Here is a 17,230-nt window from a genome sequence, read left to right as displayed (position 1 = left end):
TTCACTCCACCGTCGCATATTGTCCTTGTTCGATATAGACGAGCAAGATTGACACGTCTGCAGGGTTTACACCTGAGATTCGTGATGCTTGTCCGATCGAAAGTGGACGAACTTGTTTTAATTTTTGTTTCGCTTCTGTCGCAAGACCGCCGATTGCATCGTAATCCAAGTTTTCTGGGATTCGTTTTGCTTCCATGCGACGCATCTTCTCGACTTGTTCGAGTTGTTTTGAGATATAACCTTCATACTTCACTTGAATCTCGACTTGTTCTTTCACTTCGAACGATAACTCGTCCGCAGATGGCACGGCCGTCATGAGCGCCTCATACGTCACTTCTGGACGCTTCAACAAAATGTTCGCATGTGTCGCTTCTTTCAGCGGTTGTGCACCGACCGATTCAAGCATCGCGTTCACTTCAGGCGTCGGTTTGACGACAAGTGATGCGAGTCGCTTCACTTCTTTTTCAATCGCTTCACGCTTCTCATTGAGATGTGCATGGCGTTCTTCTGAAAGTAAGCCGATCTCATGCCCGATGTCGCTGAGGCGTAAATCTGCATTGTCATGACGCAACAAGAGGCGATACTCAGCACGCGATGTGAGGAGACGATATGGTTCGTTCGTTCCTTTCGTCACGAGGTCGTCGATTAAGACACCGATGTATGCTTGAGAGCGGTCAAGGATGACAGGGTCTTTACCGAGCACTTTGCATGCGGCGTTGATTCCCGCCATGATTCCTTGTCCGGCTGCTTCTTCGTAGCCGCTCGTCCCGTTGATTTGCCCTGCTGTAAAGAGTCCTGGAACTGCCTTTGTTTCAAGCGTTGGCCAGAGTTGCGTCGGTACGACCGCATCATACTCGATCGCATAACCTGGACGCATCATCTCTGACTTTTCAAGACCTGGAATCGTCCGAAGCATCTGATGTTGAACGTCTTCTGGCATACTCGTCGAGAAACCTTGAACGTATACTTCTTCCGTATCGCGACCTTCTGGTTCTAAGAAGATTTGGTGACGTGGTTTGTCATTGAAACGGACGACTTTATCTTCAATCGATGGACAGTAACGTGGTCCTGTTCCTTTGATTGCACCCGAATACATCGGTGAACGGTGTAAGTTCTCATCAATCAATTGATGTGTACGTTCACTCGTATACGTGAGCCAGCAAGGGATTTGTTCAATTGGATTCAAGTCAGTCGACGTGTACGAGAAGAATGATGGATTCTCGTCTCCAGGCTGAATCTCAGTCTTCGAGTAATCGATTGTTTTCCCATCGATTCGTGGCGGTGTCCCTGTTTTGAATCGAACTAAATCGAGACCGAGTTCTTCTAAATGTTTTGAAAGCTCGACCGATGGCATTTGGTTGTTTGGACCACTTTCGTATGCCAATTCACCGATGATGATTTGACCACGCATGAACGTTCCCGTCGTGACGATGACTGCTTTCGCGCGATATTCTGAACCCGTGTTCGTTACCACGCCACGAACTTCTCCGTCTTCGACGAGCAATCGTTCAACAAGTGCCTGACGAAGCAATAGATTCGGCTCGTCTTCTAGCACTTTCTTCATATGATTTTGATATTGGAATTTGTCCGCCTGTGCACGTAGTGCACGTACCGCTGGACCTTTCGACGTGTTGAGCATCTTCATTTGGATGTACGTCGCATCAATCGCACGACCCATTTCTCCGCCGAGTGCGTCGATTTCACGTACGACGATTCCTTTCGCCGGTCCACCGATTGACGGGTTACAATACATGAACCCGACCATATCAGGGTTCATCGTCAGCATCGCTGTTTTGGCACCCATCCGAGCCGATGCGAGTGCCGCTTCAATCCCTGCGTGTCCGGCCCCGATGACGATTACGTCATATTCGCCTGCCGTATAAGCCATATTTGTTCCTCCTTATTATTTCCCAAGACAAAACTGTGAAAAGAGCTGATCGATCAAGCTCTCTTGAACGGTATCTCCATTGATTTCACCGAGCGTATCCCACGCCCGACGTAAATCGATTTGGACCATATCGATTGGCATATTCATGACAGCACTACCGAGCGCCTCATCAATTTGACCAATCGTTCGTTTGATTAACTGAATGTGTCGAGCGTTTGAGATATATGTCATATCTTGCGATTCGACGCCTTTTGCAAAGAAGAGGTTCGCAATCGCCGCTTCAAGTGCATCGATCCCCTCATCTAGTAAGAGCGACGTCGCCACGATTGGACGGCCTGCCGCTAGTTTCTCTAGCTTAGAAGAATCCATGTTTTGTGGCAAGTCTGTCTTGTTGATGATGATGATGGCATTCATCCCTTTGACGGCCTCAAACAACGCCTCATCTTCGACAGTCAGCCCCTCATGTCCGTTTAAGACGAGAAGGACCAAGTCCGCCGCTTCTAACGCCTTCCTCGATTTTTCCACGCCGATGCGTTCAACGATATCCTCTGTCTCGCGAATACCGGCAGTGTCCACCAACTTGAGCGGAACACCTTTCACGTTGACATATTCCTCGATCGTGTCACGTGTCGTCCCCGCAATCTCAGTGACAATCGCTTTCGTCTCCTGCACGAGCGTATTCATGAGTGAGGATTTTCCGACGTTCGGTCGCCCGATGATCGCCGTCGCCAAACCTTCGCGTAAGATTTTCCCTTGTCGCGCCGTCTCGAGCAATTGCTCCAAGATTCGTTTGACTTCGCCGGCCTTCTCTTCGACGATCGCTTGTGTCATCTCTTCGGCGTCATACTCCGGATAGTCAATATTGACCTCGACTGCCGCAATCGTCTCAAGCAGTTGTTGACGCAATTCGCGAACGAGTCGCGACAAACGTCCTTCCATTTGAGACATGGCCACGTTCATCGCCCGATCCGTTTTCGCACGAATCAAGTCCATGACCGCTTCGGCCTGTGATAAATCGATGCGGCCATTTAAAAAGGCGCGTTTCGTGAACTCGCCCGGTTCTGCTAAGCGGATGTCGGGTTGGTCGAGAATGAGTTCTAGCACACGATTGACCGCCACGACACCTCCGTGACAATTGATTTCGACGACGTCTTCTCGTGTAAACGTCTTTGGTGCTCGCATGATACTGACCATGACTTCATCTACGACTTCGCCCGTATCAGGACGTTTTAATGTTCCATAATGAATGGTATGTGAATCGACCGTTGTTAAGTCTTTTCCAGAAAACACATTGTTCACCGTTTCGACCGCCAAATCGCCTGATAATCGGACGATTCCAATGGCACCTTCACCCATCGGCGTCGAAATCGCTGTAATCGTGTCAAACTCTAGCATCTTTCTCCCTCCAAACCTAAACCATCTTCTTCTATCATATGCATAACGAACCTACTATACACGATATTCGACTTGAACGAAAGAGTTCACCCGCCGATGAAGTCATTGCAGTTCCTATCATTATTTTCGTACAATAAAGGAATATATTGACAGAGAGGAGAGGGATGAACATGAAGCAACAGGAAGCGATTCAACTTATTACGGAACGATTAAAACAGGATGAGGCAGTTCAAGCAATTTTTTTGAAAGGCTCTTTCGGCAGGGGAGAAGCCGATGAGTATTCAGATATCGACCTCTATGTCATGGTGCACCCCGATCAAGAAGAATCGTTTCTATCAAGACGACTCGATCACCTTCGTGCGTATCGACCTGTTCTGTTGAAAGACGACATCTTCATTGTCGCCCCACAACTCATCGTCGTATTCGACGATTTTCTTCACATGGACTTATTCACCGTCACTAAAGACACCTTGAACCATCAGGACTCAATGCAGATTCTCTACGATCCGCATCATCTCCTGATAGCGCATGAAAGCTCGTTACAGATTGAGGAAAAGACGACAAGTGACCATGCCTTCGACACCGTTTGGTTCTTTTTCCAATATACGAAATCAAGAAATCGCGGTAACGACATTTGGGCAGCCGAAATGCTTCGTCAAGGAATGGTCCATTTTGCATATGTGTTAGCCGCTCACCATACACCGGATCGGGCTTCCCTCGGTTTAAAGGATATGACGCAGCGACAAGAAATCGACCTACATCCAATTTATAATCAATTGACTCCAACGCATCATGAAAAAGCCGCCCGACTCTATATCGAGCGACTTAAAGAAGAACACCCTTTCTTCCAATCCTTATCCGGCTACAATGTGTTCGGATCGTTTATGGAACAGTTGCTTCAACGAGAAACAAACCGCCCTTGAAAGAGGACGGTTTGTTTTTTAGTAACGTGCTTGTCGTTTCGTCGAACGAATCGTGAAATAGAGGAACAATTCTAGAATTGCAATGGCGATGAGGATTCCACCGAAAAGCTGGAATAGGACAAGTAGGCTACTGAACGGATTCGTCAGCATGAGAATCCCGACACCAATCCACAGTAGACTGCCAATCAAAAACCAGAGCCATCGCCCTGCCATCGATTGACGGTAACCGAGCGCCTGAATGAGGCGAATGATTCCTCCAAATAAAAACAGCGCCCCGATTAAAATCGGGAGTAGACTAGCCAGCGTCTCGGCGAAGAAAAAGACGACCGCTGCCAAAATCAAATAGATGAGACCCATAAAGAAAGCCGGCGGTAATCCGCCTTGTCGTCTGCGAACTCCCTGAAAGATCATCCATATGCCCATGATCGCCAAGTATCCGGCAATCACGTACACCATGACATCAAAGAAAAATCGAGGGTACAGTAGAATAAGAACACCGAGCACAAAGTAAAGGATGGCTTGCCATAACGTCGAACGTTCTACACGATGAATAAATGCCTCCATGTTTCCACACCTCCATTTACCCGTTTCTTTCATTATTCCCGTCTTCTCAACATACAATCCCACAAAAAAAGCTGAGTGTCAGAAGACACCCAGCCTAACGATTATTTACGTTTTTTCTTTTTGTTTTTCTTCTCTTCTTCAGCAAGCGCTGCACGCTCTGCTTCTTTCGCAGCGATTTTCGCTTCTGCTGCAACCTTCATCTTCTCACGCATCGGAAGCATGATGGCCATCGTGACGATGATTGAGATGATATAACCGACTACCCAGTACAATGAGAGCGCGGCTGGAAGGTTGATCGACATGATGAAAATCATGACCGGGAAGATATAAAGCATCATCTTCAATTGTGGGTTCTGTTCTTGACCCGCCATTGAGATTTTTTGTTGGACGAACGTCAAGATCGCCGCTAAAATCGGCAAGATGAACGTTGGGTCTGGAGCACCGAGGTCGAACCATAAGAAGTTCGCTTCGAAAATCTCAGGTGTGCGACGAATCGCATCATAGAACGCGAAGAGAATCGGCATTTGAATCAAGATTGGCAAACACCCTGCGAGCGGGTTGATTTGATACTCCTGATAAAGCTTCATCATCTCTTCTTGAAGTTTACGTTGCGTTTCTTGGTCTTTCGAGCTGTACTTCTCACGAAGCTTCAACATTTCCGGTTGCAAGACTTGCATCGCACCCATACTCTTCGTCTGCTTGATCATGAGCGGGAGAATCAACAAACGAACAATGATTGTCGCGATGATGATTGAAATCCCGTATTGCCACGATCCACCGACTAAGTAAGCAACTTCCTTCAAGAGCCATGCGAGCGGCCATACAAAGTACTTCGCCCAGAAACCTTCTGTGTCAGCCGTGATTGGTTCGGCTTGGATGGTAGACGGATCCACACAGCCTGCCATCAGCATAATGACCGCAGTCATGGCAGCGAGTAATCCTAATTTTAGCTTTTTGCTCATAGTTCCTCCTACGCTTTCTTTATCAATTCTTTTTTAACGCACACGTCGATCGGGCAATCTTATAAGACTCTGATTATATGAGAGAACAAATTCAGATTGTCATGGTCACCGGCTTTGTTTTTGCCAAACCTTCGCTCGTTTGAATACGTGTTTCAAACTCTCGGTCACTTCCGACTGCGTCAATGCGGTCGCAGGCTTCCGGGCGATGATCACATAATCATTCGGCGCAACGTTCGGTTCAAGCAAGCGAAGCGACTCACGCATCAATCGTTTCATGCGGTTTCGTTCTACAGCATTTCCAAGCTTTTTGCTGACAGAAAGACCCACTCTGAAATGCGTTTGATCCGCTTTGAGCGTGTAGACGACAAACTGACGATTGGCCACGGAGCGTCCTTCGCGAAACACCGCTTGGAACTCTTCATTCTTTTGCAGGCGGTATTCTTTTTTCAAAATTCTCACTCCATCCTTCGCTTCAAAAATCGTCAACTAACATCATATCATATCCGCATCATTTGAACGAGGGAGAATCCATGAAATGCTACGTTTCTGTGACAAACTAAAAAATTGCCCGAGGAAAGGATCCCCGGGCAATCTTCATTCGAAATTATACAGTCAAGGCTTTACGGCCTTTACGACGACGAGCAGCAAGAATGTTGCGACCGTTTTTAGTCGCCATGCGTGCACGGAATCCGTGAACTTTCTTACGCTTACGGTTGTTAGGGTTGAAAGTTGGTTTCATGGTTACAGCACCTCCTCAAGATTAACGCTCTATTAGCAAGTTATAGTTTCATTTAAGGCAGTCTTTAAGATTATATAAATCGAATCAACAATTGTCAATGTATTTTCGAACGGTTTTCGAATCGGCGAGATTACGTGATCGAGAGGTGTCATTGGAGATTGTTTAACTTTGTCTAGAACGGCTTATATGGGACCAGATTGACACGAAACCTTAACGTATTTCTTAAACGGTCTTTATAAATAGCGATGTTGAGCCATTTTATCCACATATTCACGAAGTTATCCACATTTATATGTGAATAACTCTTCTTTTTTCATATTCAAATTCTTTATTTTTGTATTTTCTTCTTTTACAAAAACTTTCTCTCAATTCACTTCCTCCTCTTTTGTGCATAACTTTTTCAATCGCCTTTCTATCCAAACACCTTTATCCACAACATATCCACAGTTTATCCACAAAACACACAGCATGTGGATAAGTGGGTGTGGATACTTTTCTTTGTCTGTGGATAAATACCAAAAAGCATTGCCACGTCTATTTTATTTTGCTAAACTGAATGTGCACAAACTTGTGGATGAACAATTCGTGATTCCGAGATATACACAGGCTGTGGATAAGTGTTATCCCCATAATGAACACCATGTGGATAACTTTATCCACAGTTTTTGTTCTCTGGGGATAACCCTAGTTTCTACTATAGAATAGTGTATGTGTATATCGTGTTAATAAGTTTTACCAAACATGTGAGTAAAGGAGGTCTTTCATTGAAGAATGCTCGCGAGATTTGGAGAAACGTTTTATCTGTGATTGAAGAAGAGGAACGAACTCCAAAAGCTAGTTTTGACATGTGGTTGAAATCAACCGAAGGGATATCACTGATGGGAACGACACTCGTTGTGTCGGCGCCGGCCAGTTTTATCGTTACGTGGTTAGAGCGACAGTACTTGTCACTTTTACAAGATACGGTCGAAGAAATCACAAACAATAAGCTCGAAATTCATTTTATTGAAGAATCTCAAGCACACAAGTATGCTCCAGCGGATGGATCGTCACAAGAATCCATTGCCGTGACGGAAACAAGGGAACAGCCTTTACCATTACCTTCAAAAGAGGAAGGGGATCTCGGACAGCTGAATGACAAATATATCTTCGAGACGTTTGTCATCGGATCGGGGAACCGATTTGCCCACGCCGCATCACTCGCTGTTGCTGAAGCGCCAGCCCGTGCATATAACCCGCTATTCATTTACGGGGGAGTCGGACTTGGGAAAACGCATTTGATGCATGCGATTGGTCATTATGTAAAAGGACAAAAACCAGGAGCTCGGATTGCGTATGTCTCTTCTGAAAAGTTTACAAATGAATTCATCAACTCTATTCGAGACAATAAAACAGGCGAGTTCCGTAATCGCTATCGGAACATCGATGTGTTGCTGATTGATGATATTCAGTTCTTAGCAGGAAAAGAACAAACGCAGGAAGAGTTTTTCCACACTTTCAATGCGCTACACAATGATCAGAAACAAATCGTCATTTCAAGCGACCGACCACCAAAAGAAATTCCGACGTTAGAAGATCGCCTACGTTCGCGTTTCGAATGGGGACTCATTACGGACATCACACCACCTGACCTCGAGACACGAATTGCGATTCTCCGTAAAAAGGCGACTGCTGAAGGTCTCGATATCTCAAACGAGGTCATGCTTTATATTGCGAATCAAATCGATACGAACATTCGTGAGCTAGAAGGGGCGTTGACACGCGTTGTCGCTTACGCAAAACTAGTTGGGCGACCGATTGACCCAGACGTAGCAGCAGAAGCGCTTCATAACATCATGCCGGTTCAGGAAGCGAAGAAGATCGTCATTCGTGACATTCAAGAAATCGTCGGTCAACACTTCAACATTCAAGTAGAAGAGTTGAACTCGAAAAAACGCACAAAAACGTTGGCATTCCCACGTCAAATCGCGATGTACCTATCTCGTGAGATGACGGAGAGTTCATTACCGAAAATCGGGGAAGAGTTTGGAGGGCGTGACCACACGACTGTGATTCATGCACATGAGAAAATTAGCACGCTTCTGAAAAACGATGTGGAAATGCAAGAGACGATTCAAACGTTGAAAAAAGCACTGTCTAACTGATGACAGATTCTCTGTGGATATCCTGTGGATAAACCACCTTAGTTATCCACAAGTTATTCACAGGCGAAATGGCTTCATACGTATGCTTCAGGGGACTTATCCCCAGTATCCACAGCCCTTATTACTATTATGACTTAATTAATACTATTATTATCATTAGTAAATGACTCATTTCACCTTAGGAGGAATTATCCACATGCATTTAACGATTCAACGAGATGTATTCATGCAAGCCGTACAAGATGTATCAAAAGCTGTGGCTTCACGAACGACTATTCCAATTTTGACAGGCTTAAAGCTTGAAGCTCATGCGGACGGTTTAACATTGACAGGAAGTGACACTGAAATTTCGATTGAACGTTTGATCCCAATCGAAGAAGGTGGAATCGAACTCATTCAAATTCAACGTGCCGGAAGTGTCGTATTAAATGCGCGCTTTTTAGGAGAAATCGTGAAGAAATTGCCGACAAACGAAGTCACACTCGAAGTGTCACCAAACTTCATGACACGAATTGAGTCTGGCCAGGCAGAATTCCATTTGAACGGTCTCGATCCGGACGAATATCCTCGCCTCCCAGAACTTGCGAGCGACCGTCGTTTCTATCTACCAGCGGATCTTTTAAAAACCATCATCCGTCAGACGAGTTTCGCAGTTTCCTCACAAGAGACACGCCCCGTTCTAACAGGAGTCAACTTCTCTGCTGAGAAAGGTTTCCTCACATGTGTAGCAACGGACAGCCACCGCTTGGCGCTTCGTCGTGCTCGTTTTGAGACAGACAACGACTTGACGTTCCAAAATGTCGTCGTTCCTGGTCGTTCGCTCAACGAACTCGCTAAATTGCTCGATCGTGAAGAGTTACCAATCGAAATCGTACTGACAGACCAGCAAATCTTGTTCCGTATGAAAAATATCTCATTCTTCTCTCGTTTGTTAGACGGAGCGTACCCAGACACGTCACGCCTCATTCCGGAAGAATATCGTACAGCGGTGCGCATGAATGCGAAAGAATTCTTACAAGCCATTGATCGTGCATCACTCTTAGCACGTGCTGATCGGAACAACGTCATTAAATTTGTCGCGGAAGATACGACAGCAGTCGAAGTATCTTCACATTCGCCTGAAGTCGGTAAAGTGTCTGAGCGTGTCAGCATCTTATCGCTTGAAGGGGAGGAATTGAAAATCTCCTTCAACTCTAAGTTTGTAATGGATGCGCTTCGTGCGCTCGATGCATCTGAAATCGAAATCCAGTTCACGGGTTCGATGCGACCGTTCATTCTACGACCGGTTGAGCAAGATAGCGTTCTTCAACTGATTTTACCAGTCCGCACATCGTAAGCAGCGGATAGGGATGATGAGGTGTCTGACCTTGTCATCCCTCTTTTTGCCTTATTCGACGATTTTCGATAAACTAATATGTATGGCGATTTTTTCAGATCAGCATGTGAGAAAGGAAGTGACGACATGGAAAAAGTGTCGATTACAACCGAGTATGTAACGCTCGGACAATTTTTAAAATTAGCAGACATCATCTCAAGTGGGGGACAAGCAAAGTTCTTTTTAGAAGATGTCATGATCAAAGTGAACGGTGAGCAGGACCAACGCCGTGGTCGTAAATTGAGAGATGGAGATACAATCGAGGTCGAAGGCTTCGGGGAATATCAAATCGAGGGAAACTGACGTGCATTTAAAGTCGATCCGATTGCAAAATTATCGCAACTACGAAACCCTCGAGCTAGATTTCTCAGAACAGACGAATGTTCTAATTGGTGAGAATGCCCAAGGAAAAACGAATCTTCTCGAATCGATTTACGTACTTGCGCTCGCAAAATCGCATCGGACGACACAAGACCGAGAATTGATCGGTTGGGAAGCTGATGCCGCAAGTATCGAAGGACGGATTCATAAACGCACCGGCGAATCGGTGCAGAGTCTCTCATTTTCTCCTAAAGGAAAAAAAGCAAAGCTCAATCATTTAGAACAACGTCGTCTCAGTGACTATGTCGGCGCATTTAACGTCGTCTTGTTCGCCCCTGAAGACTTAGCCATCGTCAAAGGCAGTCCACAAGGGAGACGGCGATTTTTAGATATGGAAATCGGTCAGGTCAGTCCCGTGTACTTACATGAGCTCAATCAATATTTGAAGACGTTAAAACAGCGAAACGCCTTGTTGAAGCAGTTATCCACAAAGGGTGGGGACGAGACGTTACTCGAAGTATTGACGGACCAATTGATTGAACTCGCCGTGAAGATTGTGATGAGACGCTATCATTTCATCGATCAACTCGAAAAATGGGCCAATCCGATTCATTCTGGGATCACACGTGAGTTAGAGACACTGACGATTCAATACGTTTCTGACACGTTCCAAAAAGAACGTTTCTCAAAAGAACAGATGTTTGAAACGTATCGTCAAAAGTTTGATAAAATAAGAGAGAACGAACGAAGAAGAGGTGTGACCTTATTTGGTCCGCATCGTGACGATTTTGAATTGTACGTAAACGATCGAAACGTTCAAACGTTCGGTTCACAAGGTCAGCAACGAACGGCGGCCTTGTCATTGAAGCTAGCTGAAATTGAATTGATTCATGAAGAAGTGGGCGAATATCCTCTTTTGTTATTAGACGATGTGTTATCTGAACTTGACGATCATCGCCAAACCCATCTACTCGATACGATGGGACGAAAAGTACAAACGATTTTGACGACAACAAACATTGATGGAATCGCACATGAAACCATTCAACAAGCCAAAGTGTTTCACGTGAAACAAGGCGAAGTCGAAACAGAATCCGTGTAATCGTGGTAAGAAGGAACACCAAATCATGTATAGTAGGTGAAAATAACCGATGAGTAATGAAAACGAAAAAGAATTGCAAGCGTATGGCGCCGATCAGATTCAAGTTCTTGAAGGCTTAGAGGCTGTACGTAAACGTCCAGGGATGTATATCGGTTCCACAAGCTCTCGCGGTCTCCACCACTTAGTATGGGAGATTGTCGATAACTCAATCGATGAGGCGCTTGCAGGTTATTGTGACACGATCACAGTGACGGTTGAGCCAGGAAACTCCATCGTTGTCGAAGATAACGGACGTGGGATTCCAGTAGACGTTCAAAAGAAAACAGGTCGACCTGCCGTTGAAGTTATTTTCACGGTATTGCACGCCGGCGGTAAATTCGGCGGTGGCGGATACAAAGTTTCAGGTGGTTTGCACGGTGTAGGGGCGTCGGTTGTCAACGCACTATCGACAAAACTTGAAGTGTTCGTCCGTCGCGACGGCAACGTGTATTATCAATCGTTCAAACGTGGCGTGCCACAAGGCGAACTTGAAATCGTCGGAACGACAGATACGACAGGAACGACTGTCCGCTTCTTCCCGGACGGCGATATCTTCCAAGAAACGCTCGAGTATGATTTTGATTTGCTAGCAACACGTCTTCGCGAGCTCGCTTTCTTAAACAAAGGGCTACGGATTGTCGCAAAAGATGATCGTAGCGATGAGACGATTGAACGTAATTATCACTACGAGGGCGGAATTAAGTCTTACGTCGAGCACTTGAACCGTTCGAAGGCATCGATTCATGAAGAGCCTGTGTATGTGCACGGAACGAAAGATGGAATTGAGGTAGAGATTGCTCTTCAGTACAACGAAGGTTTCGCAAGTAACATCTACTCATTCACGAACAACATCCCAACACATGAAGGTGGGACGCACGAGACTGGATTTAAGACAGCACTCACACGTTCAATCAATGATTATGCGAAGCGATTCGGATTGATGAAGGAGGCCGACGGAAGTCTTTCTGGGGATGATGTCCGTGAAGGATTGACGGCGATCGTTTCCGTCAAACACCCGGCACCTCAGTTTGAAGGACAGACGAAGACGAAACTTGGAAATGCCGATGCTCGTACGGCGACAGATACGTTATTCAGTGACACGTTCGAACAATTCTTGCTCGAGAACCCATCAGTCGGTCGTCTTATTGTCGACAAAGGATTGATGGCAGCACGCGCACGTCTTGCTGCGAAACGCGCACGCGAGATGACACGTCGTAAAGGTATTCTCGAAGTCAGTTCATTACCAGGGAAATTGGCTGACTGTTCGTCGAAAGACGCTTCGAAATCTGAACTATACATCGTTGAGGGTGACTCAGCGGGTGGTTCGGCGAAATCTGGTCGTGACCGTCACTTCCAAGCAATCTTGCCGATTCGAGGGAAAATCATCAACGTCGAGAAAGCACGTCTTGATAAGATTTTAGCCAACCAAGAAGTCCGGACCATTATCACGGCTCTCGGAACAGGAATTGCGGATGAGTTTGATTTATCAAAAGCGCGTTACCATAAACTGATCATCATGACCGATGCCGATGTCGATGGAGCGCACATTCGTACGCTGTTATTGACGTTCTTCTATCGTTACATGCGACCACTCGTGGAAAGTGGATACGTCTATATCGCGCAACCACCGCTCTATGGTGTGAAACACGGTAAAGAAACGATCTATGTTCAAAACGAGCGAGAGCTACAAGCTACACTTGCACAACTTCCTGAAAATGCACGTTATAGCGTTCAACGTTACAAAGGTCTTGGGGAGATGGATCCTGAACAGTTATGGAATACGACGATGAACCCGGAAACGCGTTCGATGCTTCGCGTCGATCTTCAAGATGCGATTGAAGCAGATGAGATTTTTGAAACGCTCATGGGTGACAACGTCGAACCACGCCGTGACTTTATTCAATCTCACGCCCATTACGTGAAGAACCTCGATATTTAATAAGAAGGGTAGGCAATAACGAATGGCAGAACAAGAAAATATCAAGGATATAAATATTAGCCAAGAGATGCGAACGTCGTTCATGGACTATGCGATGAGCGTCATCGTATCACGTGCCCTTCCGGACGTGCGAGATGGTTTGAAGCCGGTTCACCGTCGTATTTTGTATGCGATGAACGAGCTCGGAATTCGTGCGGACAAGCCACATAAGAAATCGGCGCGTGTCGTCGGGGACGTGATCGGTAAGTATCACCCACACGGTGACTCTGCCGTCTACGAAACGATGGTTCGTATGGCTCAAGATTTCAGTTATCGTTACGAACTAGTCGACGGTCACGGGAACTTCGGTTCAGTCGATGGCGACTCGGCCGCTGCGATGCGTTATACCGAGGCACGTATGTCTAAGATTGCGATGGAACTCGTACGAGACATTGGCAAAAACACAATCGATTACCAACCAAACTTCGATGGTGAAGAGAAAGAGCCGGTCGTTCTTCCGGCGCGTTTCCCGAACTTCCTTGTCAACGGAACGAGCGGGATTGCGGTCGGGATGGCAACGAACGTTCCTCCGCATAACTTGAATGAAGTCATCGATGGGGTTTTGGCTCTTACTCATAACCCGGACATCACGATTGCTGAATTGATGCAACACATCCCAGGCCCTGACTTCCCGACAGCGGGAGAGATTTTGGGACGCAGCGGGATTCGTCGTGCCTATGAAACGGGACGTGGATCGATTACGATGCGTGCGAAAGCCGAAATCGAAACGTTGAAAAACGGTCGTGAACGGATCCTCGTTCATGAAATCCCATATCAAGTCAACAAGGCACGTCTCGTTGAGAAAATTGCCGATTTGGTACGTGATAAAAAAATCGAAGGAATCACAGACTTGCGTGATGAATCCGACCGTAACGGGATGCGGGTCGTCATCGAAGTTCGTCGGGATGCGAATGCGAGTGTCATCTTGAACAACTTGTATAAGCAAACGCCGATGCAGACGACGTTCGGAGTGAACATGCTTGCCCTCGTAGGCGGTCGCCCGAAAACGTTGAACATCAAACAAGCCATCTATTACTACATCGAACACCAAAAAGAAGTCGTACGTCGTCGTACGCAATTCGATTTGGATAAAGCGGAAGCGCGTGCCCACATCTTAGAGGGTCTTCGTGTTGCCCTTGATCACTTGGATGAAGTTATCGCCATCATTCGTAGCACACGTACTGGTGACGAGGCGCGTGAGAAGTTGATTGCTCGCTTTGGACTTTCTACTGAGCAAACGCAAGCGATTTTAGATATGCGTCTCCAACGATTGACTGGTTTGGAGCGCGAGAAAATCGAAGGCGAATACCGTGAAGTGAAAGCGTTGATCGAGGAACTTCGTGCGATTCTTGGTGATGAGGAGTTGCTTCTCGACATCATTCGTAACGAGTTGCTTGAAATCAAAGAGCGGTATGGTGATGCACGTCGTACGGTGATTCGTACAGACATCGTTGAACTTGAGGACGAAGATTTAATCCCGGTTCGTGACATGATGATCACGTTAACGAGCGAAGGTTACATCAAGTCAATCCCATCCGATTCATACCGCGCACAGCGTCGGGGTGGACGTGGGAAACAAGGTATGGGAACGAACGATGAAGACTTCGTACTTCGTTTGCTATCAGCATCGACACACGATACGATTCTCTTCTTTACGAACTTCGGTCGTGTCTTCCGTCTTAAAGGATATGAAATTCCTGAGATGAGTCGTACCGCAAAAGGAATGCCGATCATTAACTTGCTTCAAATTGATAAAGGTGAAAAAGTTGAAACGATGATTCCTGTCGATTTCAACAGTTACCTGGCAAACCAAACGGTGGCAGAAGATGCGCAGAATGAATCGGAAGAAGAAGTGGCAGATGAGCAATTGTCTCTTGTCTTCATTACAAAAGAAGGTTTGATTAAGCGTTCACCACTCTCGGCATACGCTCGAATCAACAAAAACGGTCTTCGGGCCATCAGCTTGAATGAAACAGATGAGCTCGTCACCGTCCGCCTTGCGAAGAGCGATGATGAAATGTTGATTGTCACTCGCCAAGGAATGTCGATTCGTTTCCCTATCGAAGGAGAAGTTCGATCGATGGGACGTACGGCACGTGGTGTTCGTGCAATTCGTTTGAAGAAAGACGATGATTTGGTCGTCTCAATGGAAATCGTTCGCACAACGCAAGACGTCTTGATTATCACTGAAAAAGGATTCGGGAAACGTACGGCTATGGAGCAGTTCCGTACACAAGGTCGTGGCGGTTCCGGAATCATTGGAATTAAGACAGATCGTGGAACAGTCGTGGGTATGCGTGTCGTTGATGAAGATGATGACATCATGTTGATGACTGAGCACGGCGTTGCGATTCGAATCGATTCGCAAACCATCTCTCAGATGGGTCGAAGCACACGTGGTGTGAAAGTGATGAACATTGAAGATGGCGATCGTCTAGCGACTATCGCAAAATTGAAAAAAGATGAGTTAGAAGAGGAATCAGCAGTCGATTTGGAGAATGGGTTTGAGGTAGAAGCACCTGAAGCCGACGAATCGTCTGATGTGAATGAGTAAGACGAGAGGTCGAACGGTGTTTCCGTTCGACCTTTTTCATATATAGGAGGGATTCGCGTGCGTTTGAACTTATCCGCTGTACATGTTGGTATGACGTTATTGTCACCCGTTTCTTCCTTAGAGGCAGGAATTCATTTAACAAATGAACATCTACGTTTGCTCCGTTTCTTAAAGATTGAAGCAATTGATGTTGCACCTGTTGAACAATTCATCTTCACTTCTATAGAAGAAAAGCTTCTTTGCGAACAGGTTCTACAATATGAGAAACATTATAATCAGTGGGAAGAGCGAATCGCCCCGAATCCTTACGAAGGTTTAGAATTCATTCATCAACTATTTCGTCAGGAACTCCCGCTTTCAGCAGTCGTTCATTTTTTTACGCATCAACCTTTGCGAAAAAACCATGTCATCTACCATGCGATTTATCGAGCACTCGTCGCACGCGCTTTATCGAAATATCGAGGGGATGAGCACCAACTTCAATTTGATTACGGAATTGCTTCTTATTTCGCTGATGCAAGTTACGCTAAAATTCGAAAATGGTCTCATATGCGTTATTTCACAAAAATGGAACGGGAGCTACTATACCAACACCCACTCGTCTCGGCAGCGATGCTTCCAAGTACCCAAACGCTACGAGGGCGTGTCTATCAATTGATCACAGAGCATCACGAACGTCTAGATGGATCCGGTTTTCCAAAACGTCTAACCGAGCGGGAGTTGAATCCCGCGTCTCCTCTATTTATTGTCGCTGATCGATTCTGTCAGTTAACCGCACCTCGAACGTTTCGAAAACCACTTTCGCCAGAAGAAGCATACTTCTATATGTGGCAGAATAAAGCCTATGACGAGGAGGCCTTGTCGCTTCTCGCTACGTTGCTCGGATTTTATGAAATCGGTCGAACCGTTTTATTGAGTAGCGGAGTGCGGGGAAAGATTCACGCCTATACGAATCGTATTGAGCGACCTATTGTTATAGAAGATACGGATGAGACTGAATATGATTTATCACGTTTGGCTGAAGTGAAAATTGTATCATTTCAATAAGAAGAGACTGGCGATTCCTCTCATCAAAAATGATAGGAATCGTCTTTATTTATTCTTTTTTAAAAAACTTTATTTTTATAGTTGACGAATATAAAGTCAGATGCTATTATAAATGAGTCGCTAAGAGCGGCAGACGAACTTTGAAAACTGAACGATGAGGCAAAAATAAGTTTTACAATTTTTGAATGAAGCGCAAGCT

The 17,230-nt window shown here is 45.8% G+C and carries 14 protein-coding genes; 8 read left to right on the top strand and 6 right to left on the bottom strand.

Annotation, left to right across the window (positions count from 1 at the left end; all coding sequences use genetic code 11):
* Position 1: 1 nt before the first annotated feature.
* Both mnmG and mnmE read right to left on the bottom strand, forming a co-directional pair.
* Entirely contained in the window at positions 2-1,888 is a 1,887-nt protein-coding gene (mnmG, locus tag PQI28_RS12265; RefSeq protein ID WP_339963466.1) for a tRNA uridine-5-carboxymethylaminomethyl(34) synthesis enzyme MnmG, read from the bottom strand.
* Between the two features lie 15 nt (positions 1,889-1,903).
* Entirely contained in the window at positions 1,904-3,283 is a 1,380-nt protein-coding gene (mnmE, locus tag PQI28_RS12260; protein ID WP_214749515.1) for a tRNA uridine-5-carboxymethylaminomethyl(34) synthesis GTPase MnmE, read from the bottom strand.
* Positions 3,284-3,453: 170 nt separating this feature from the next.
* Here mnmE and PQI28_RS12255 point away from each other — a divergent pair, with 170 nt between their 5' ends.
* Entirely contained in the window at positions 3,454-4,206 is a 753-nt protein-coding gene (locus PQI28_RS12255; RefSeq protein ID WP_214785435.1) for a nucleotidyltransferase domain-containing protein, read from the top strand.
* A gap of 18 nt (positions 4,207-4,224) precedes the next feature.
* On the opposite strand, the gene PQI28_RS12250 is transcribed toward PQI28_RS12255, so the two are convergent.
* The 4 genes from PQI28_RS12250 to rpmH form a co-directional block, all read right to left on the bottom strand.
* Positions 4,225-4,770, bottom strand: a complete 546-nt coding sequence (locus PQI28_RS12250; RefSeq protein ID WP_214761215.1) for an HdeD family acid-resistance protein — start codon at positions 4,768-4,770, stop codon at positions 4,225-4,227.
* Between the two features lie 101 nt (positions 4,771-4,871).
* Positions 4,872-5,732: a membrane protein insertase YidC gene (gene yidC, locus PQI28_RS12245; protein WP_339963462.1), complete on the bottom strand. Its 861-nt coding sequence runs from the start codon at positions 5,730-5,732 to the stop codon at positions 4,872-4,874.
* A 105-nt stretch (positions 5,733-5,837) separates the two neighbouring features.
* On the bottom strand, positions 5,838-6,182 hold the full coding sequence (gene rnpA, locus PQI28_RS12240) for a ribonuclease P protein component (protein WP_147537828.1): 345 nt from the start codon (positions 6,180-6,182) through the stop codon (positions 5,838-5,840).
* Between the two features lie 154 nt (positions 6,183-6,336).
* Positions 6,337-6,471: a 50S ribosomal protein L34 gene (rpmH, locus tag PQI28_RS12235; RefSeq protein WP_015880216.1), complete on the bottom strand. Its 135-nt coding sequence runs from the start codon at positions 6,469-6,471 to the stop codon at positions 6,337-6,339.
* Positions 6,472-7,235: 764 nt separating this feature from the next.
* On the opposite strand from rpmH, the gene dnaA reads away from it, so the two are divergent.
* From dnaA to PQI28_RS12200, 7 genes are all read left to right on the top strand, one after another.
* On the top strand, positions 7,236-8,615 hold the full coding sequence (gene dnaA, locus PQI28_RS12230) for a chromosomal replication initiator protein DnaA (RefSeq protein WP_214749500.1): 1,380 nt from the start codon (positions 7,236-7,238) through the stop codon (positions 8,613-8,615).
* A gap of 196 nt (positions 8,616-8,811) precedes the next feature.
* Positions 8,812-9,951, top strand: a complete 1,140-nt coding sequence (gene dnaN, locus PQI28_RS12225; protein WP_026824743.1) for a DNA polymerase III subunit beta — start codon at positions 8,812-8,814, stop codon at positions 9,949-9,951.
* A gap of 126 nt (positions 9,952-10,077) precedes the next feature.
* A complete protein-coding gene (gene yaaA, locus PQI28_RS12220; RefSeq protein WP_015880213.1) occupies positions 10,078-10,293 on the top strand; it encodes a S4 domain-containing protein YaaA in 216 nt (71 codons plus the stop codon).
* 1 nt (position 10,294) lies between these two features.
* The gene (recF, locus tag PQI28_RS12215; protein WP_074034078.1) at positions 10,295-11,413 is read left to right on the top strand and encodes a DNA replication/repair protein RecF; all 1,119 of its coding nucleotides are present in this window, start codon (positions 10,295-10,297) and stop codon (positions 11,411-11,413) included.
* Positions 11,414-11,462: 49 nt separating this feature from the next.
* Complete coding sequence (gene gyrB, locus PQI28_RS12210; RefSeq protein ID WP_214696486.1) at positions 11,463-13,391, top strand: DNA topoisomerase (ATP-hydrolyzing) subunit B; 1,929 nt, start codon at positions 11,463-11,465, stop codon at positions 13,389-13,391.
* 22 nt (positions 13,392-13,413) lie between these two features.
* On the top strand, positions 13,414-15,984 hold the full coding sequence (gyrA, locus tag PQI28_RS12205; RefSeq protein ID WP_339963457.1) for a DNA gyrase subunit A: 2,571 nt from the start codon (positions 13,414-13,416) through the stop codon (positions 15,982-15,984).
* Positions 15,985-16,041: 57 nt separating this feature from the next.
* Positions 16,042-17,031, top strand: a complete 990-nt coding sequence (locus tag PQI28_RS12200; RefSeq protein ID WP_224863192.1) for an HD-GYP domain-containing protein — start codon at positions 16,042-16,044, stop codon at positions 17,029-17,031.
* Positions 17,032-17,230: the final 199 nt, after the last annotated feature.

It is taken from the genome of Exiguobacterium sp. USCH10 (assembly GCF_037619445.1).
Lineage (GTDB): Bacteria > Bacillota > Bacilli > Exiguobacteriales > Exiguobacteriaceae > Exiguobacterium > Exiguobacterium aestuarii_A.
The sequence above is the reverse complement of the archived record's forward strand: the minus strand, read 5'-3'. Positions and strand labels throughout refer to the sequence as shown.